Origin of the sequence: Nocardioides astragali (genome assembly GCF_024436375.1) — a bacterium.
GTDB classification, from domain to species: domain Bacteria; phylum Actinomycetota; class Actinomycetes; order Propionibacteriales; family Nocardioidaceae; genus Nocardioides; species Nocardioides astragali.
In genome coordinates, this window is the sequence record NZ_JAFMZM010000008.1 from 20,660 (window position 1) to 39,853 (window position 19,194).

Below are 19,194 nucleotides of genomic sequence, written 5' to 3' on the forward strand. Positions count from 1 at the left end.
CGTGACCACCGGACCCCTGCCCCGCATCGTCGCGGTCGTGGTCACCTTCAACCGCCTCGCGCTGCTGGAGAGGCTCGTCCAGCGCCTCGGGGGGATCGAGGGCCTGGCCGAGGTGCTGGTCATCGACAACGCGTCCTCCGACGGCACGTCGGAGTGGCTCGCCGCTCGCGGGCACACCGGCGAGATCCCGCTCCAGTCCCGGTCGCTGCCCACCAACCGCGGCGGCGCCGGGGGCTTCCACGACGGCCTGGCCTGGGCGATCGACCGCGAGGCGGACCTCGTGTGGCTGATGGACGACGACGGCCTGCCCGACCTCGACTGCCTCGAGCAGCTGTTGGCGGAGACCGACAACCTCGACTTCTGGGGGCCGCTCGTCGTGGACGAGTCCGATCCCGGCCGGCTGGTCTTCCCGATCCGGCTCCCCGGCGGGACCCGGGTGGTGCACGCCGTCGACGACGTACGCCGCGCGGCACGCGACGACCGCATCGACGGCATCGTGATCCCCTTCAACGGGGTGCTCGTGACGAAGGAGCTCGTGGACCGCATCGGCCTGCCCCGCGAGGAGTTCTTCATCTGGGGCGACGACCACGAATACCGCCTGCGCGCCGAGGAGGCCGGTGCCCGCGTGGCCACCGTCGTCACCGCCACCGTGCGCCACCCCAGCGTCGGCAACCTGGGCACCCCGATGATGTTCGGCCGCACGACCTACAACGACTCGCCCAGCGACCTCAAGCACTACTGCATGGCTCGCAACAACCTGGTCAACCTCCGCGACTACCGCGGCCCCCTGCACGCGGCCGCCTTCGTGGTGAAGACCGCGTGGTTCTACACGTTCACCCGACCGAGCCTCTCGCGGCTGCGACTGAGCCTCAGCGCGATGCGGGCCGGCATCGCCGGGGACTTCGACAGCCACCGGAGGTTCCTGTGACGGCGGGCGCGACCGGCCAGGGGAGCCCGGGGGAGAGGGTGGCGGTCGTCGTCGTCACCTTCAACCGCGCCGACCTGCTGGTCGGCATGCTCGACGGCCTGGCCGCGCAGACCCACGCGCCCGACGCCGTCATCGTCGTCGACAACGCCAGCACGGACCACACGCGTGCCGTGCTCGACGCGCGCGCCGACCTGCCGCTCCACGTGACGACGTCGGAGACCAACCTCGGCGGTGCCGGTGGGTTCCACCTCGGCGTACGGGCGGCCTACGACGCCGGCTTCGACCGCGTCTGGCTGATGGACGACGACGTGGTGCCCGCACCCGACTGCCTCGAGGTGCTGATGGCCGTCGACGAGGACTGCCTGATCGCCGTGCGCGAGGACCTCGCCGGCACCCTCGTCGAGAAGGCGGCGGTCGACTTCGACCTCCGCAACCCTCTCGCCATCCGGCCCAAGCGCGCCGCCGTCGACACGGTGTACGCCGACCGCGTGTCGATGCCGCCGCTGGTCGAGGTGCAGAACGTCGCCTTCGAGGGCTTCATGGTGCGCCGCGACGTCATCGCCGACATCGGCTTCCCCGACCCGGCCTTCTTCATCTTCTACGACGACGCCGAGTACGCCGTCCGCGCCCGCCGGTCAGGTCGCCGCGTGTGGGCGGTGCGCGACGCCGTGCTCGTCCGGCAGCTCGACTTCAACCAGCAGCACGACCTGTCCGGCTGGAAGGGCTTCTACATGTACCGCAACCTCTTCGTGGTGCACCTGCGCCACGGGGAGAACGCCCTGGTCCGGCTCAAGCCGTGGTTGATCACCCTCATGGTCGTCCTGCTCAGCCCGGTCCGCGGCGGGCCGGCCGAGGCCCGCAACGTGATCCGCGCCATGGCCTCGGCGCGGGGCATGCGCCGCCTGACGACCTCGGCACTGCCCCCTCGATAGACTCACCAGCGCATCTCACCCACAGGAGTTCATCCCTTGTCCCAGGGTTCAACGCAACAGCCAGACCTCGTCATCGTCGGCGCCGGACTGTTCGGTCTCACCATCGCCGAGCGGTGCGCCGAGGAGCTGGGCCTCCGCGTCCTCATCCTCGAGCGCCGCCACCACCTCGGGGGGAACGCCTACAGCGAGTTCGACCCCGAGACAGGAGTGGAGGTGCACAAGTACGGCGCGCACCTCTTCCACACCTCCAACGAGCGGGTGTGGCAGTACGCCAACCGCTTCACGTCGTTCACCGACTACAAGCACCGGGTCTTCGGCAAGTACCAGGGACAGGTCTACTCGCTGCCGATGAACCTGGGACTGATCAACCAGTTCTTCGGCAAGTCCCACACGCCCGACGAGGCGCGGGCCCTCATCGCAGAGCAGTCGAGCGAGATCGCCACCGAGGACGCCTCCAACCTGGAGGAGAAGGCGATCAGCCTGATCGGCCGCCCGCTCTACGAGGCGTTCATCAAGGGCTACACCGCCAAGCAGTGGCAGACCGACCCGACCGAGCTCAGCGCCGAGATCATCACCCGGCTGCCGGTGCGCTACACCTTCCAGAACGGCTGGTTCAGCGACACCTACGAGGGCCTGCCCGTCGACGGCTACACCGCCTGGCTGACCAAGATGGCCGACCACCCCAACATCGAGGTCCGCCTCGAGACCGACTTCTTCGCGGTAGCCGACGACTACAAGGGCAAGGTCCCGATCGTCTACACCGGCCCGGTCGACGAGTACTTCGGCAACTCCGAGGGCCGCCTGTCCTGGCGCACCGTCGACCTGGAGGAGAGCGTCGTCGACACGGGCGACTTCCAGGGCACCGGCGTGGTCAACTACAACGACCAGGAAGTCCCCTACACCCGGATCATCGAGTTCAAGCACTTCCACCCGGAGCGGGAGAAGACCCACCTGCCGGGCAAGAGCGTGATCGTCCACGAGTACAGCCGCTTCGCCGAGGAGGGTGACGAGCCCTACTACCCGGTGAACACTGCCGACGACCGTGCCAAGCTGCTCAAGTACCGCGAGCTCGCCAAGTCCGAGCCGATGGTGCTCTTCGGCGGCCGGCTCGGCACCTACAAGTACCTCGACATGCACATGGCCATCGGCGCAGCGCTGTCGATGTACGACAACAAGCTCAAGCCCCACTTCACCGAGGGCGCCGAGCTGACCAGCGGAGGCATCGACGCATGAGCACCGAGACCAGCACGACCACTGTGACCCGGCTGCTCCAGCGGCAGATCCTCCCGATCGACCGGGACACCGACGTGTTCCCCCTCTACGTCGACCTGGAGGAGGCCAAGCTCGACACCGACCGGGACGCGGTCGGTGGCGACAAGGCGGCCAAGGACCTCAACAACGCCGCGATCCGGCAGTCCACCTCGACCGGTCGCAAGCTGCACCCCGACCAGATCCGCTCGCGCACCGCGCTGCGGCTCGAGCCGTCGCAGCTGCTGTCGTTCGGCACCTACTTCAACGCCTTCCCGGCGTCCTACTGGCGCCGTCACACCGTCGTGGACCAGGTCGAGCTGACGGTGGACGTCACCGGCGCCGGGTCGATGGTGACGGTCTACAAGTCGATGGCACGCGGCCACTCCCAGCGCGTGGACGCCGCCACGGTCGAGGGCGACTCAGGTTCGTTCAGCTTCACGCTCCCGCTCAAGCCGTTCGTCGACGGCGGGTGGTACTGGTACGACGTCGTCGCCGGCGACCACGGCGCCACGGTCGAGGGCGCGGAGTGGACCGCCCAGGTCCCCGCGGACCGTGCCGAGCACGGCACCGTCGACGTCTGCATCACCACGATGCTCCCCGACATGAGCGCCCAGCTGCTGGGCCAGCTCGGGGCCGCCGAGGAGCTCCAGCCCTACCTCGACACGGTCTTCGTGATGGACCAGGGCAAGGACAAGGTCACCGACAGCACCCACTTCCCGACCGCACGCGAGGGCCTGGGCGACAAGCTGCGCGTCATCGTCCAGGGCAACCTGGGCGGGTCGGGCGGCTACGCCCGCGGGCAGCTGGAGAGCGTGCGCAAGGGCACCGCCACCTACGCGATGATGATGGACGACGACGTCGTCTGCGAGCCCGAGGGCATCATCCGGGCGGTCACCTTCGGTGACCTCGCCAAGCGACCGACGATCGTCGGCGGCCACATGTTCAACCTCTACAGCCGCTCCGAGCTGCACTCCTTCGGCGAGATCGTCCAGCCGTGGCGCTTCTGGTGGCAGACCCGGCTCGACGGCTACAGCCAGTGGAACTTCGGCGCGCGCAACCTGCGCTCGTCGCGCTGGCTGCACAAGCGGGCCGACGTCGACTTCAACGGCTGGTTCATGTGCCTGATCCCGCGGGTCGTGCTCGAGGAGGTGGGCCTCTCCCTGCCGATCTTCATCAAGTGGGACGACTCCGAGTTCGGCCTGCGCGCCAAGGAGGCCGGCTACCCGACGGTGTCCTTCCCCGGCGCCGCCGTGTGGCACGTGCCGTGGACCGACAAGAACGACGGCCTGGACTGGCAGTCCTACTTCCACCACCGCAACCGGATCATCGCCGCGCTGCTGCACTCGCCCTACGAGCGCGGTGGCCGGATGGTTCGCGAGAGCCTCAACCACCAGGTCAAGCACCTCGCCTCGCTCCAGTACTCCACCGCCGAGCTGCGGCACCTGGCGATGGAGGACGTGCTGCGCGGCCCGCACGCACTGCACGGTGAGCTCGCCACGAAGCTGGCGGACATCAACGCGTTCCGCAAGCAGTACTCCGACGCGCAGCTCCACCTCGACCGTGACGACCTCCCGCCGGTGCGCCGCAAGAAGCCGCCCAAGAAGGGCAAGTCCGACATCGAGATCCCGGGCCGACTGAGCACGCTGATCGCCGCCGGCCTCGCGCCGATCCGCCAGCTCCGCCCGGTGCGCGAGATGGCGACGGACTACCCCGAGACCGAGCTCACCGCGATGGATGCCAAGTGGTGGAACCTCGTCAAGTACGACTCGGCCGTGGTCTCGATGAACGACGGCAGCTCCGTCGCCCTCTACAAGCGCGACCCCGCCCACTACCGTGACCTGCTCAAGCGCACCGTCGACATCCACCGCCGCTTCCACCGCGAGTGGCCCGAGCTGGCGCGGCAGTACCGCGACGCGCTGGGCGAGATCACCTCGCCCGAGGCCTGGGAGAAGACGTTCGCGCCGTGGATGCGGGCCGACGACCAGCCCGACGACCAGCCCGACGACCAGGCTGCCGACCCGGGTGAGGGTGCGTGAGCCAGTCCGGCACTGACGCGCTACCGGTCGAGGTCCGCCACGACCTCGCGCACGTTCCGCTCGCCCCGCCCTCCCGCACGTCCGGCGTGCTCGAGGTGTTCCGCCGGCGCTACCTGCTGCGCCTCATGGTGCGTCGCGAGATCAAGGCGCGCTACGCGGGGACGGCGTTCGGGCTGATCTGGTCCTACATCAACCCGCTGACCCGCTTCCTCACCTTCTACGCCGTATTCGGGCTGCTGCTCGGGCGTGGCCTGGGTCTCGAGAACTTCGCCATCCACCTGTTCGCGGGCATGGTGCTGGTCAACTACTTCACCGAGACCGTGACAGCCGGCACGCGCTCGCTGCTGTCCAACAAGGGCGTGATCGCCAAGATGGCGATGCCCCGCGAGATGTTCCCCGTGGCGTCGATGCTGGTCTCGCTGTGGCACGCGGTGCCGCAGCTGATCATCCTGGTCGCGGCCTGCCTCCTCACCGGCTGGTGGGGAGATGGACCGATGTGGGTCCCGGACGCGGTCGGCATGGGGGCAGCCTTCCTGGGCTTCGTGCTGATCATGGTGTTCGGCACGGCCTGCGGCCTGCTCTTCTCGTGCATCAACGTGATCTTCCGCGACTTCCAGCGGATCGTGCAGACCTTCATCAACATGATCCCCTTCACGACGCCGATGATGTACCCCTACTGGATCACCTACGACCGGTTCCCGAACTTCTGGCACGAGGTCTACCTGGCCAACCCTGTCGCCGAGGCCGTCCAGCTGATCCAGCGCGGCTTCTGGTACCCCACGTGCGCCGACCTCCCCTGTGCCACCATGCCCAACCCCAACGGGGACGGCACCATCATCCCGGCGCCGGAGTTCGCCGACCACCTCTTCACGCGCGGCTTCATCATGCTCGCGGTCGGCCTGGTGCTGCTGGTGGTCGGACAGATGGTGTTCGCCCGCCTCGAGAAGTCGATCCCGGAGCGCCTCTGATGACCACCTCGATCGTGGTGGATGACGTCACCAAGTCGTTCCGCTACCAATACCACCCGACGCTCAAGAAGCTCGTCCAGGGCAAGGTCCGCCGCCAGGCGTCGCAGGACGAGTTCAAGGCCCTCGACCGGGTCTCCTTCGAGGTCAAGCAGGGCGAGTCGATCGGCCTGATGGGCCTCAACGGCTCGGGCAAGTCGACCCTGCTCAAGCTGGTCAGCGGCGTGATGCGGCCCGACGAGGGCCAGGTGCTGACCCGCGGACGCATCTCCGGCCTGATCGCCACCGGTGCGGGGTTCCACAACGAGCTCACCGGGCGCGACAACATCTACATGAACGCGGCCATGCTCGGCATGAGCAAGGAGGAGACGGACGCGAAGTTCGACGACATCGCCTCCTTCGCCGACGTCGGGCGCTTCCTCGACACCCCGGTCGGCAACTACTCCTCGGGCATGTTCGCCCGTCTCGGCTTCGCCGTGGCGGTCCACGTCGACTGCGACATCTTCATCGCCGACGAGGTGCTGGCGGTGGGGGACCGGCCGTTCAAGCGCAAGTGCCTCAAGCGCATGAAGGAGATCCGCGAGTCCGGGATCACGATGTTCTACGTCAGCCACTCCGCGGGCTCCGTCAAGCGGATGTGCGACCGGGCGATCGTCCTGGACAAGGGCACGGTCGGCTTCGACGGCGACGTCGACGGGGCGATCAAGTACCTCCACTACGACGGCGACGACGACGAGCCGGACAGCGAGGAGAGCTCCGAGGACGAGCGCGACGACGCCCTTGCCAGCGACATCTAGCACCGCTTCGCCGACTCTTCCGGCGAGAATCCGGGGAGAATTCCAGGCTCCTTCGGCGTGTCGACTGGAAATTACAGCGTTGTAGTTACTCAGAAACTCTAGCGTGACTGGTGTGACTGGTGTGAACTTCTGCCTTGTGTGACCTTCCCCCACACAGGAGTAGATCTTTCATGCGACCTCTTCAGGCCCGTCTCATCACCCTCTGCCAGCAGCTGCTGGCCCTGGGGGTCGTGCTCGTCGTGCTCACCCCCGCCTCTGGCGTGGTGTCCCTCGACATCGTGGGCGAGAGCCCCGGCCGACAGCCCTCCGACACCGGCGGCGGGACGGGCGGCCAGGCCGTCCCGGCCGAGCTCATGTCGGCCACCGTCCCGACCCGGGCGGTCACGCCGACGGTCACCGAGGTGCCCCTCACCGGCGCCGACGGCAGCTTCGACGGCCTGCAGGGCCGCACCGTCGCCGGAGGATCGACCGACGCCCGCGTGGTGAGCAAGCCGCAGACGCTGAGCGGCTTCGGCGCCATCGGCGTCACCTGGGAGCACGGTGAGGACCTCGCGGAGGACCAGATCTCCCTCAAGGTGCGCACCCGCACCGGCGACGAGTGGAGCGACTGGGAGGCCCTCGAGTACCACGACGAGCACGCGCCGGACGCTGGCAGCGCCGAGGCGGCGAACGCCCGTCCCGGCACCGAGCCGATGTTCGTGGGCGACGTGGACGACGTCCAGGTCGCGGCCAGCACCGACGGGGTCGCGCTGCCCGAGGACCTGTCCCTGGCTCTCGTGGACCCGGGCACGGCACGGGGCACCAAGACCGAGGAGCCCGCCGACAAGCCGTCGCAGTCCGACACCACGGCGTACGACGACGAGTACGACGACCGCGGCTCGCTGGAGTCAGGGGGGACGGAGTCCGACACCCTGGCGCTCCAGGCCGCCCAGACCAGCGCGAAGACCGCCCAGACGGTCGCCCAGCCCACGATCTTCTCGCGTGCCCAGTGGGGTGCCGACGAGAGCATCCGCAACAAGAGCGCCCTGCGCTACGGCACGATCAGCGCCGGCTTCGTCCACCACACGGTCAACGCCAACGACTACAGCGAGGCCCAGGTGCCCGCGCTCCTGCGCAGCATCTACGCCTACCACGTGAAGTCCCGCGGCTGGAGCGACATCGGCTACAACTTCCTCGTCGACCGGTTCGGCCGCATCTGGGAGGGACGCTACGGCGGGATCGACAAGCCGGTCGTCGGCGCCCACACGCTCAACTACAACGACTACTCCTTCGCGATGTCGGCCATCGGAAACTTCGACACGGTCCAGCCCCCGGACGTCATGCTGCGTGCCTACGGCCAGCTGTTCGCCTGGAAGCTCTCGCTGCACGGCGTCAACCCGGCGTCGACGGCACAGAAGGTCGGCCGCTCGACGTTCCCGGCGATCAACGGCCACCGCGACGCGGGCTCGACCGCGTGCCCCGGCAGGTATCTCTACGCCCAGCTGCCGACCATCCGCACGTACGCCACGCAGGCTGCTCCGGTCACCCCGGTCGGACCCACGCCGGTGACCGTGAGCGAACCGAACCCGCAGAACAACCTCGACGCCTCGCCCTACCCCGACCTGGTGGTGCGTCGCGCCTCCGACGGTCGGGGCCTGGTCATCCCGACCGGTGGCCTCACCTCGTTCCAGAAGCGCACGGTGGTCGGCAAGACCGGCTGGGACCAGCGTGCGGACGTCCTCGTCTCGCCCGACCTCACCGGTGACGGTGTCGCGGACCTCGTGACCGCCGACAAGTCAGGTGTGGTGCGGGTGCGCGCCGGCAAGGGCAACGGCAAGTTCGGCGACACGGCCAAGAAGCTCAGGCTGCGCGGCTACTCGCTCATCACCGCTGTCGGCGACATCAACGGCGACCGTCGCAACGACCTGGTCGCCCGGTTCAAGGGGCGCCTCACCACGCTGCTGGCCACCAGCAAGGGCGGCTTCGCCCGGAAGACGACCCGCAAGGGCTACGGCAACTACCGCCAGCTCATCGGTGGCGGCGACGTCAACGGCGACGGCAAGGCCGACCTGCTCCTGCGGACCAAGAACCGGCTGCTGCTCCAGAAGGGCTACGGCACGGGCCTGTTCGGCCCGGCGACGCGCGTCGCGGGCTCGTGGAGCGGCTACAACCGCCTCGTCGGCGGAGACTTCAACGGCGACGGGCGCTCCGACCTGGTCGCGCGCACCAGCAAGGGCAACGTGCTGCTGATGCCGGGTCGGGGCGACGGGACGTACGGCGCCGCGCTCGGCCCGGCGACCAACCTCAAGACGATGCGGTGGATCACCGGCGCCCAGATGGTCGGTGGCGCGGGCGCCGACCTGATCGGCGTGACCGGGAAGTCGCTCGTGGTGGTCGCCAACCGCGACACGTTCGAGCTCGGTGCGCCCATCGACACCGGCGTCTCCTTCGCCGGCATGGACCTCCTGCTCAACGCCGGCGACGTCAACCGAGACGGGTTCGGCGACGTCCTGGCCCGCAGCGTCTCCGGAGAGCTGTGGCTCTACACGGGCAACGGCACCGGTGCACTGGCCCCCGGGCGGGTCGTGGGCAACGCCTGGAACACCGTCTCCGGGATCAGGGCGGTCGGCGACGTGACCGGTGACGGCAACCCGGACCTGCTCGGCACCCCGACCGGGGGCACGCTGTCGGTGTGGACCGGCAACGGCACCGCGTTCAACAGCGTGGCGCCGGTGGCGGGCAAGGTCGCGACGCCGGCCGGCCTCCCGGCCGACCTCTCGAGCTTCGACTGGGTGCTCGGAGTCCAGGACATGAAGCTCAAGGGCGCGGGCGACTACATCGTGCGCGACCGGACGAGCGGCGTGGCCTACATCTACAGCGGTCGTCGCTCCGGCGTCTCCTCCCCGCGCGTGCTGGGTGAGGGATTGGGGGCCTTCGACCTGGCCGGGTGAAGCAGCGCGCAGTCAGGCCCTCGCGGTCGCGCGCTCGGCGACGTGGACGTCGTCGAGGCGATCCGGGTCCGGGTTGCGGACAAGGACCAGCGAGCCTCCTCGTCTGAGGGGCTCGGTGAAGGTGGCCATTCCTGGTGGGGAAGCCGGGTCGGCCACCGACAGAAGACGGCCGCCGTGGGTGAGAGAGCTCCCGGCGGCGGCCGTCAGGTCGTCTGCGGGTGCGGGGCGAGGGCCGAACAGGTCACGCTGGCTGAGCTCGTCGGTGGCGGCGTCGTCGCCCGTGGGCGGGTCCCAGGCAGCGAACCCGTCGGGCTGTGCCCAGATCTCCAATCCCACGTCGAGGACCCGCTCGGGCAGCGGCTCCGCGAACCGCACGCCGAGAGGGCGCAGGCTGCACGCGAGGACGGGCACCTGTGCGGCACGAGGTGCCCACGTCTCGAGGGCCTCCGGGCCGCACACCACTGCGTCCGGCTCGTCGGAGGTGGTCACCCGCAGCCCGACGGTCCAGGCGGCGCCGAGGAACACCGGCGCCAGCCAGTGGGGCGGCAGGTCGACCCGCAGCGACATGCCGCGCTCGAGGTCGGCGACGTCGCTCAGCAGTCCGGACGCCTTCGCGACCCAGTTGGCGTACGTCGTGACCGACAGCTCCACCCGCTCGTCGGTGGCGTGGTCGTAGAACGTGAGCAGGGGGCGTCCGGGATCGCGCCGCAGCTGGGCGGCGAGCACCTCGGCGAAGGTCGTCATCCGCTCAGACGGCGTTGGGCTCCGGGGAGTCCATGTAGGGGTAGTCCTCCATGAACGTCTCGAGCGCCGCGCCACTGATGTCGGAGCAGTACTGCCACACGCCGACCTGCTTGGCCGGGTCGGTCTCGCCCACGCCACCGACCGACCAGTGGGTGAAGGCGATGTGTTGGCCCTTGGGGAAGGCCTTGCCGTCCTCGGAGGTCCACGGCACGGCCTTGAACTTGTCGCGCAGGTTCTCGGTGCCCTGGAGCTTGGAGGCGATGCCGCGCAGCATGTCCATCTTGTCCGAGCTCTCGGCGATCGTCTCGTCGTACCAGAGGATCGTGAAGCCGTGCTCGAGGTTGTGCACCAGCTCACCGAGCTCGGGACGGTCCGAGGTCGTGTAGAGCTTGCGCTCCATGCTGTCCCACATCTTCCAGTGCTGGCCGAAGGCGGGCGGGGCGTCGGGGTAGCTCATCGGCGTGCCCGGCTCGACGTGGTCCTGGCTGCCCTCGGCCGACTTCGTGGTGACCTTCTGGCACACCGACGCCTTCGCTCCGATGTCGTTCAACGAGGCGGAGGCGTAGGCGCGCAGGTCCCACCAGTCCTTGACCGGGTTGTAGGCCGCGGCACCCACGATGAGCACCGCGACAAGGACGCACACGCCCACGATGGCCATGCCACGCCGGTTCTCGGCCTTGGACTGCTGGGAGCGGATGGAGTCGATGACCGCCTGACGGTCGGTCTTTGCCTGCTTGGCCACGGTGCTCGGTGTCTCTCGGTCGTCGGAACTGCGGGCTGCGGTGGCAGAGTCTACGTAGTCACGGGTGACACGAGGCACACGCCGTCGGATCAGGCCTTGCCACCGGTGCGGAGCCAGTCATCGGTCCGCCAGCCGTGCGCGAAGCAGACCGCCGCGACAGCGGTCCGGTCCGCGTCGTCGGGCAGCCGGCCGAGTGCCCCTGCGAGCTCGGCCACCGACGCCGGCTCGCCGAACGGCGGCAGGTCGGCGATGTCACCCGCCAGGGCTCGTACGACGGCCTCGCGGGCGCCCCAGCCGAACAGGTCGCCGCCCTCGGGGCGCACGAGGGACGCGGCACCGGGCCCCTCCTCCCCGGGCGGCAGCACCAGGTCGCCGCGACCGCGGATCACGGCCACCGGTCGACCGGCGAGCTTGCCCTGCACCAGCTCGGCCGCGCCGGCCAGCTCGTCGGCCACGGCGGGAAGGGTCACCGCGAGCGGGTTGCCGTAGGGGTCGGTGCGACCCGCGAAGTTCTCGGCGACGACGAGTCCGGCGGCGCCGATCGCGATGTCGGTCTGGCCCTCGCGCCAGGCCCGGCCCGCGGTGTCGGTGACGATGACGCCGACGTTGACCCCGGCCCGCTCGCGGATCGAGCGGCGCAGGTCGCGGGCCGAGCCGTCGGGGTCGAGGGGGAGCAGCGCGACCGTGCCGGCCGCGACGTTGGAGGCGTCCACCCCGGCCGCGGCCATCGTCAGGCCCAGCCGGTGGCGCACGATCCGGGTCGAGCCACGGCGGGCGAGCACCCGGAGCGTCTCCTCGTCGATCGCGGCGTCGCGATCGACGACCCGGGTGCGACCCTCGGCCTTGCTGACGACCTTGCTCGTCACCGCCACGACGTCGCCGTCGGCGAGGTCGGCGCCGCCCCCGGTGGCGGCCAGCACGAGCGCCGCGAGGTCGTCGCCGGCCGTGACCTCGGGGAGCCCGTCAGGTGCCCAGGCCTCGAGCTGGCTGCGCTCGCTCATGCCCTGCCGGCCGACGCGAGCGCCACGGCAGCGGCGGCCATCGCGGCGGTGGCGTCGGGGTCGCTCATCATCAGCGGCACCGCCTGCGCGCGGAGGCCGGCCGCCTCGAGCCGGGCGAGCTGGTCGGCGTCGCGGGAGTCGACCAGCCAGCCGTCGAGGACGCCGCCCTCGGACCGGGCGCCGAAGTGGGCGCCGACCGCGCCGGCGCTGACCTCCACGCCGATGCTCGTCAGCACCTGCGCCGCCATGCCGTGCACGTGCGAGGCGCCGACGATGGGGGAGAGACCGACCACCGGCGCGGGCGTGGCGCGGACGGCGTCGCGGATGCCCGGGACGCCGAGGATGGTGCCGACGGAGACCACCGGGTTGGACGGCGGGAGGATCACCAGGTCGGTCCCGGCGATGGCCTCGAGCACGCCGGGGGCGGGTGTCGCGGCGTCCTGGCCCACGACGAGCACCGCTTCGGCGGGCACCGCGGCGCGCAGCCGCACCCAGTACTCCTGGAAGTGGATCACCGACCTGCCGCTCGGGCTGTCAGGGTCGGCGACCGCGATGTGGGTCTCGACCCGGTCGTCGCTCATCGGCAGGAGCGTCACCGTGTCCCCGTGGAGGGGCGAGAGCCACCGCCGGCACAGCGCCGCGGTCACCTGCGACAGCGAGAACCCGGCCTCGAGCATCTGGGTGCGCACGAGGTGGGTGGCGATGTCGCGGTCCCCGAGACCGAACCACGTCGGCTCCACGCCGTACGCCTCGAGCTCGGTCCGGGCGCTCCAGGTCTCGTCGCGGCGGCCCCATCCGCGCTCGACGTCGATGCCGTCGCCGAGTGTGTACATCACGGTGTCGAGGTCGGGACACACCTTGAGGCCGTGGATCCACCAGTCGTCCGCCGTGTTGGCCACCACGGTGACCTCGGTGTCGGGGGATCCGCCTGGGACGAGGCCCGAACGGAGGCCGTGCAGGAGGCCCTGGATGAAGCGGGCCCCGCCGACTCCGCCCGAGAGGACGGTGATACGGCGGAGCGTCGGCGGGGATGATGGCATAGGAACAGCCTGCCGGAAGGCGATTGGCCATATCAGATCCGGGCTTGACTTGCGGGGTACGACAGGCATGTAATTCCCACAGTGTCATTCATTTTGTGAGGCCGGGTCGAAAGGGCTACCACCATGAGAGCAGAACTGTTTCTCCTCGAGCCCGAGGGCGAGGAGCTCGGTTGGCAGGACCGCGCGTTGTGCGCGCAGACTGACCCCGAGGCGTTCTTCCCCGAGAAGGGCGGATCGACCAGGGAGGCCAAGAAGGTCTGCCTGACGTGCGAGGTGCGCGACGACTGCCTCGAGTCCGCATTGATGAATGACGAGCGCTTCGGCATCTGGGGCGGCCTCTCCGAGCGCGAGCGCCGCAAGCTGAAGAAGCGCGCAGTCTGACGGCTTTCGCCGTCCCACCGCCGTTTTCCAACCACGTGGAGCGCCTCGCTAAGGTGCTCCGGTGTCCGTCACTGCGCTTCTCGTCAGTCATGACGGGGCGCGATGGCTCCCAGCGGTTCTCGCTGGTCTGACCGGGCAGACCCACCCGGTCGACCGCGTCGTGGCCGTCGACACCACGAGCCGTGACGACAGCGTCGACCTGGTCCGCACCGCGCTCGAAGGCTCCTCCGTCCCGCTGCTGACCGATGTCGTGCCGGGCTCCACGAGCTATCCCGCCGCCGTCCGCCACGCACTGGACCTGGCGCCGTCGGCGCCCTCCCCGGACGGCGAGGGCGACGAGTGGGTGTGGCTGTTGCATGACGACAGCAACCCGGAGCCCACCGCGCTGGCCGAGCTGCTGGCCGCGGCGCGCGAGCACCCGGACGTCGCGATCCTCGGCCCGAAGCTGCGTGAGTGGCCCTCGCTGCGCCGCCTGCTGGAGGTCGGCCTGACCATCACCGGCACCGGACACCGCGAGACTGGTCTGGAGCGGGGCGAGTACGACCAGGGCCAGCACGACGCCGTCCGCGAGGTGCTGGCCGTCAACACCGCGGGCATGCTGGTCAAGCGGCAGGTGCTCGAGTCGCTGGGTGGTCTGGACGAGGAGCTGCCCATCTTCGGCAACGACATCGACTTCGGCTGGCGCGCCGCGCTCGCCGGGCACCGCACCCTCGTGGTGCCGCAGGCGGTCGTGTTCCACGCGGAGGCGGCGCACCGCGGAGTGCGTCGTACGCCGCTGACCGGACGTCACACGCACTACCAGGAGCGACGCGCGGCGCTGTTCACGTCGCTGGCCAACGTGCCCTCGCGTGCCTTCGCCTGGCAGTACGTCCGCCTCTTCTTCGGCTCCCTGCTCCGCGTGCTCGGCTACCTCGGCGTCCGGTCGGTGGGGGAGGCTCTCGACGAGCTCGCCGCCGTCCTGTCCGTGCACGGCCGTCCCCGCCAGGTGCTGGCCGCCCGGCGCGAGCGCGCGAGGCGGCGCGAGGGCGAGCCCGCCGACGTACGACCCCTGCTGGCGCCGCGGTGGCTGCCCTACCGTCACGGCCTCGATTTCGTCACCGACCTCGCGTCCGCCGCGACCAGCCAGGCCGCCGACGTGGCCGAGCGCCGTCGGCTCGCCAAGGCACCCGGGTCGACCCCGTCGAGCCGCGAGCAGCGCCGCGGGTCGGCGGAGGACGACGAAGAGGCCTACCTCACCGACACCGGCCTCGTCGCGCGGTTCTTCACCAACCCCGTCGCCGTGGTGCTGGTGCTCTTCGGGGTGCTCGCGCTGCTCGCGGGACGAGAGGCGTTCGGCACGATCACCGGTGGTGCCCTGTCCCCGGTGCCAAACACGGCCGATGACTGGTGGCGGCTGCACGCCGCGACGTGGCTGCCGCTGGGCACGGGGACCGACGTGCCGGCCCCGGCCTACGTCCTGCCGTTCGCGCTGGCCGCCTCCGTCATGCTCGGCCACACGGGCGCCGTGGTGTCCGGGCTGATGCTGCTGGCAGTGCCGATCGCCGCGTGGGGTGCGTGGCGGCTGTTGAAGGTCGTCGGCCACCTCGTGGACCCGCTCGGCCTCCCGCGCTGGCTGGTCGTGTGGGGCGCCCTCACCTACGCGCTCGTCCCGGTGACCTCGGGGGCATGGGGCGAGGGACGTTTCGGCACCGTGGCCGTGGCAGCCCTGCTGCCGTGGGCCGCTCACGCGGCGCTGGGCTTCGTCGATCCCGACCGCGACCGTCGCTGGCGTGCGGCCTGGCGCACGGCCCTGCTGCTCGCCCTGGGTGCGGCCTTCGTGCCGGGCTTCTGGCTCTTCGCGCTGCTGGCCACCGCGGTGGTGCTGGGCGCTGCGGGGTTCATCGCACCGCGCCTGCTGCGTGAGCGCGACAGCTGGGGACCCCCCGTCGTCGCGGTGGCCGCCACCCCGGTCCTGCTCGCGCCGTGGCTGCTGCCCCTGATCGCCACGGGCTCGGGGTCGGGGCTGCTGCTCGAGGCCGGCCGGCTGACCGTCGACCAGGTCACCTTCGGCGGGCTCCTGACGGGACGGCTCAACGACCTCGGCGCGCCGGGATGGCTCGGGGTGGTGCTCGCCCTGCTCGCGGTAGTCGCGCTCGTCCCACGGCGTACGCGCGTCTCCGTGACGATCTGCTGGCTGGTCGCCCTGGCCGCGGCCCTCGCCGCCGGCGTGCTGTCCCGCCTCACGCTCGACCTGCCCTCGATCACCACCCGCCCGAGCCTCGGCCTCTTCGTGGTGATCCTTCAGGGCACGACGGTCGTCGCCGTCGTGCTCGGCGCCGACGCCTACCTGCGCCGCCTCGACGAGCACCACCCCTGGTGGCAGCGCGGCCTCGCGACCGGCCTGGCCGTCACGGCCGCCCTGGTGCCGCTGGGTGGCCTGGGCTGGTGGCTCACCACCCCCGACAACGCCCTGGCGCGCGACGCCGCCCAGGCGGTGCCGGTCTACATGCAGCAGAGCTCGCTGGTCGGCGAGGAGCACGGCGTCCTGGTGCTGGGCGGCTCCGTCGAGGACGGCATCACCTACCGCATCCGGCGCGACGACGGCACCACGCTGGGCGAGGACGAGGTCCTCACCCTGGCCGACGAGGACACCGGGCTGACCGAGGACGTGCGAGCGCTGGTCTCCTCGCCCACACCGGCGGTGGTCGCGGAGCTGGGCGCCCGAGGGATCGAGTACGTCGTCCTCAGCTCGCCCGCGGACGGCAGCATCTCCTCGCTGCTGGACGCGACGGCCGGTCTCGACCAGGCCAGCGCGGAGGACCGGAGCACCCGCGCCTGGCGGGTGGACCGGCCGCTCGACCCGTCCGCGGTGGAGGGCCCCGGCTCGTGGTGGCGCACCGGCTTGCTGGTGCTGCAGGGGTTCGCGATCCTGGCCGCCCTCGTCCTCGCCGCCCCGACCGTGAGGAAGCGGCGAGAGGGGCACGTCGATGGCTGAGCGCGCACCGGGCGGTGGCCGCCGCCGCGTCGCCGAGGTGACCGGGCGACGACCGTCCCCCCTGACCCTGCTGGCAGTCGCGATCCCGCTGCTGACCGTGGCGGCGCTCGGGCTCGTCCGCCCCGCGGAGACGCCCTCGACCTCGCACGCCCCCACCGGCGCGCCGCTCGACCGCTCGACCGCGGTCTGCCCGCCGCGCCTGCCGGGTGCCGACGACCTGCGACTGGGCAGCACCGGGCTCGCCTCCGGCGAACTCGACCTGCGGGTGGGCCGTCAGGACGACACCGAGACGCTCGCCGACGGCGTCGCCGCCCGCACCGAGCGGCAGTACGTCGTCGTCAACGGCAGCGGCGACCTGGCCCCCGGTCTCGTGGTGACCCGGTCCGGTGCCGGGTCCGCGACCGGCTGCGACCAGCCCGCGCCGGAGCGGTGGTTCACCGGGCTCGGCGCCTCGGCCGAGCACGCCTCGACGCTGACCCTGGTCAACCCCGACAAGGGCCCGGCCGTCGCCGACGTGATGGTGTGGGACGGCAGTGGCCCGGTCGACGTACCTGCGCTGCGGGGGATCCGGGTCCCCGGCGGCCGCTCGACGTCCTTCGACCTCTCCGAGGTGACCCCCAACCGCGACGCGCTCGCCGCGCAGGTGCTGGTGTCCCGCGGCCGGCTCGCCTCCAGCGTGGTCGACGTCGTCGACCCGGTCGGGCGCGACGCGCCCGTCCGCGAGTGGCTGCCATCGCAGGCGACGCCGACCGCGACGTCGTACCTCGCGGGCGTGGGGACGACTCCCGCCGACCGGACACTCACGCTGGCCAACCCAGGCGACAGCGAGGTGCGCGTCGCGCTCAAGCTGGTCAGCGAGGAGAGCGAGTTCGCCCCGTCCGGCGTCGAGGAGGTCACGCTCGCCCCTGCCTCGGTGAGCGAGGTCGACCTGAGCGGCGTGCTGCGCGGCCGCACCGCGGAGGGGGTCCAGGCGCTCAAGCTCGAGGCCACCGGACCGGTCACGGCGAGCCTGCGGACGCAGGTCCCCGGCGACCTGGCCTTCTCCGTGGCGGGAGCCACGGTGGTGGGGGAGACGGCCGCGGCGCTCCCGGCCGGCTCGAAGCGCCTCGTCGTGGCCGGCGCCGGCGCGCCCGGCGTGCTCACCCTGCAGGCCTGGGACGAGGACGGCCGTGTCGTGGTGCGCGAGCGTCGCGTCGAGCTCGACCCGGCGACCGCGGCTCGCGTACGACTGCCCGACGAGGCAGTGCTCGCGCTGGTGGCGATCGAGCGCACCGGGGCGGTCGTGGCGCTGGAGGTCAGCGACCGGGGCCTGTCCGTGCTCCCGCTCTCGCAGCTGGTGACCACCAGCCAGGTGCCCGACGTCCGTCCCGCCCAGCGATAGCGCCGCGCTCGTCCCGCTAGTCCTGGTCGCCGTACCTCTCGTCGACCTGGCCGGGCGTGAGGCCGAGGAGCTCGGCCAGCTGCTCGACCACGACCGTGTGCACCAGCGCCTCCAGCTCGTCGCGGCTCGTGGAGCGGTGCTCGATCGGGCGCCGGAAGATCACCAGGCGGGTGGGTGACTGGCCCTTCCCGCGCACCAGCGACGACAGCGGCACGGTCTCGTCGCCCCAGTCGTCGGGGAGCATCGGCGCGTCCTCGACGGCGTACTCGACGAGGCCGAGGTGGCGCTGCCAGCGCTCGTCGAGCGGAGTGACCACGTCGAGGACGAGCTGGTCGAACTTCTGTCGGGCGGTCCGAAGCGCCGGAGTGCCGGGCTCCGCCGGGAGGACGCCGGGTCCGCGCATGCCGCGGCCCCGCCGGTCACGACGCCGGCTGCGCGGGACGGCGGCGTCGGTGCCCAGGTGTGCGGTGCTCACGTCGTCCACGCCGCGAGCCTAAGCGTCGCGTGCGCATCCGGCGGGTAGCGTCGGCGCCGTGAGCCTTGCCCGTCGTTGTTCGCGGACGGCGTGTGGCCGTCCTGCGGTCAACACGCTGACGTACGTCTACGCCGACCAGACCGCCGTCCTCGGTCCGTTGGCGACCTACGCCGAGCCGCACGCCTACGACCTCTGCGAGCTGCACAGCGAGCGACTGTCCGCGCCGCGCGGGTGGGAGGTGCTCCGGCTGGCTCCGGACCCCCGGGCCCAGGGCCCGAGCAGCGACGACCTGCTCGCGCTCGCCGACGCGGTGCGCGAGGCCGCGCGCCCGGCTCCGGCGCCCGTCCCGCTGCACTCGACCGACGACGCGAGTCGCGGCGCGAAGCGAGGGCACCTGCGGGTCCTGTCCTCCACCGACTGACTAGGATTGCCGGCGTGAACATCGACCCGCAGCTGCTGAGCATCATCGTCTGCCCGGCCTGCCACGGACAGCTCTCACCCGCCACGCTGGACGGCGTCGACGAGCTCGTCTGCCAGGGGTGTGGCAACGCCTACCCCGTCCGCGACGACATCCCCGTGCTGCTGGTCGACGAAGCCCGCAAGCCCGCCTGAGGACT

At 71.2% G+C, this 19,194-nt stretch carries 16 protein-coding genes and 1 pseudogene; 12 read left to right on the forward strand and 5 right to left on the reverse strand.

The window, feature by feature from the left end:
- Position 1 precedes the first annotated feature (1 nt).
- From J3P44_RS23530 to J3P44_RS23560, 7 genes and pseudogenes are all read left to right on the forward strand, one after another.
- Entirely contained in the window at positions 2-928 is a 927-nt protein-coding gene (locus J3P44_RS23530) for a glycosyltransferase family 2 protein (RefSeq protein WP_255892949.1), read from the forward strand.
- Positions 925-1,860: a glycosyltransferase family 2 protein gene (locus J3P44_RS23535; RefSeq protein WP_255892950.1), complete on the forward strand. Its 936-nt coding sequence runs from the start codon at positions 925-927 to the stop codon at positions 1,858-1,860. Before J3P44_RS23530 ends, J3P44_RS23535 begins: the two co-directional genes overlap by 4 nt.
- A gap of 36 nt (positions 1,861-1,896) precedes the next feature.
- Positions 1,897-3,093 carry a UDP-galactopyranose mutase gene (gene glf, locus J3P44_RS23540; protein WP_255892951.1) on the forward strand — a complete coding sequence of 399 codons (1,197 nt, stop codon included), beginning with the start codon at positions 1,897-1,899 and terminating at the stop codon, positions 3,091-3,093.
- Positions 3,090-5,147, forward strand: coding sequence for a glycosyltransferase (locus J3P44_RS23545; protein WP_255892952.1), 2,058 nt, complete (start codon positions 3,090-3,092; stop codon positions 5,145-5,147). Before glf ends, J3P44_RS23545 begins: the two co-directional genes overlap by 4 nt.
- Positions 5,144-6,115, forward strand: a complete 972-nt coding sequence (locus tag J3P44_RS23550; protein WP_255892953.1) for an ABC transporter permease — start codon at positions 5,144-5,146, stop codon at positions 6,113-6,115. Before J3P44_RS23545 ends, J3P44_RS23550 begins: the two co-directional genes overlap by 4 nt.
- Before the next feature lie 122 nt (positions 6,116-6,237).
- Positions 6,238-6,909, forward strand: a pseudogene (locus tag J3P44_RS23555) (ABC transporter ATP-binding protein); the annotation flags it as partial.
- A 170-nt stretch (positions 6,910-7,079) separates the two neighbouring features.
- Entirely contained in the window at positions 7,080-9,839 is a 2,760-nt protein-coding gene (locus J3P44_RS23560) for an FG-GAP-like repeat-containing protein (protein ID WP_255892955.1), read from the forward strand.
- 12 nt (positions 9,840-9,851) lie between these two features.
- On the opposite strand, the gene J3P44_RS23565 is transcribed toward J3P44_RS23560, so the two are convergent.
- From J3P44_RS23565 to cofD, 4 genes are all read right to left on the reverse strand, one after another.
- Complete coding sequence (locus J3P44_RS23565; RefSeq protein WP_255892956.1) at positions 9,852-10,583, reverse strand: TIGR03089 family protein; 732 nt, start codon at positions 10,581-10,583, stop codon at positions 9,852-9,854.
- A gap of 4 nt (positions 10,584-10,587) precedes the next feature.
- Positions 10,588-11,325 (reverse strand): DUF3105 domain-containing protein, encoded by a 738-nt coding sequence (locus tag J3P44_RS23570; protein ID WP_255892957.1) that lies wholly within the window; start codon positions 11,323-11,325, stop codon positions 10,588-10,590.
- A gap of 89 nt (positions 11,326-11,414) precedes the next feature.
- Positions 11,415-12,326 carry a coenzyme F420-0:L-glutamate ligase gene (gene cofE / locus J3P44_RS23575; protein ID WP_255892958.1) on the reverse strand — a complete coding sequence of 304 codons (912 nt, stop codon included), beginning with the start codon at positions 12,324-12,326 and terminating at the stop codon, positions 11,415-11,417.
- Positions 12,323-13,366 (reverse strand): 2-phospho-L-lactate transferase, encoded by a 1,044-nt coding sequence (gene cofD / locus J3P44_RS23580; RefSeq protein ID WP_255892959.1) that lies wholly within the window; start codon positions 13,364-13,366, stop codon positions 12,323-12,325. Before cofD ends, cofE begins: the two co-directional genes overlap by 4 nt.
- A gap of 123 nt (positions 13,367-13,489) precedes the next feature.
- Between cofD and J3P44_RS23585 the strand changes: the two genes are divergently transcribed.
- The 3 genes from J3P44_RS23585 to J3P44_RS23595 all read left to right on the forward strand — a co-directional run bounded on the left by J3P44_RS23585 (position 13,490) and on the right by J3P44_RS23595 (position 18,102).
- Positions 13,490-13,747 (forward strand): WhiB family transcriptional regulator, encoded by a 258-nt coding sequence (locus tag J3P44_RS23585; protein WP_091199910.1) that lies wholly within the window; start codon positions 13,490-13,492, stop codon positions 13,745-13,747.
- Between the two features lie 61 nt (positions 13,748-13,808).
- Positions 13,809-16,721: a glycosyltransferase family 2 protein gene (locus J3P44_RS23590; protein ID WP_255892960.1), complete on the forward strand. Its 2,913-nt coding sequence runs from the start codon at positions 13,809-13,811 to the stop codon at positions 16,719-16,721.
- Positions 16,714-18,102: a DUF5719 family protein gene (locus J3P44_RS23595; protein WP_255892961.1), complete on the forward strand. Its 1,389-nt coding sequence runs from the start codon at positions 16,714-16,716 to the stop codon at positions 18,100-18,102. Before J3P44_RS23590 ends, J3P44_RS23595 begins: the two co-directional genes overlap by 8 nt.
- A 16-nt stretch (positions 18,103-18,118) precedes the next feature.
- Here the strand turns inward: J3P44_RS23595 and J3P44_RS23600 are convergent, their stop codons facing one another.
- A complete protein-coding gene (locus J3P44_RS23600; protein ID WP_255892962.1) occupies positions 18,119-18,586 on the reverse strand; it encodes a metallopeptidase family protein in 468 nt (155 codons plus the stop codon).
- 49 nt (positions 18,587-18,635) lie between these two features.
- On the opposite strand from J3P44_RS23600, the gene J3P44_RS23605 reads away from it, so the two are divergent.
- Together J3P44_RS23605 and J3P44_RS23610 are read left to right on the forward strand one after the other, a co-directional pair.
- On the forward strand, positions 18,636-18,998 hold the full coding sequence (locus J3P44_RS23605; protein WP_255892963.1) for a DUF3499 domain-containing protein: 363 nt from the start codon (positions 18,636-18,638) through the stop codon (positions 18,996-18,998).
- 14 nt (positions 18,999-19,012) lie between these two features.
- The gene (locus J3P44_RS23610; protein ID WP_308212292.1) at positions 19,013-19,189 is read left to right on the forward strand and encodes a Trm112 family protein; all 177 of its coding nucleotides are present in this window, start codon (positions 19,013-19,015) and stop codon (positions 19,187-19,189) included.
- Positions 19,190-19,194 lie beyond the last annotated feature (5 nt).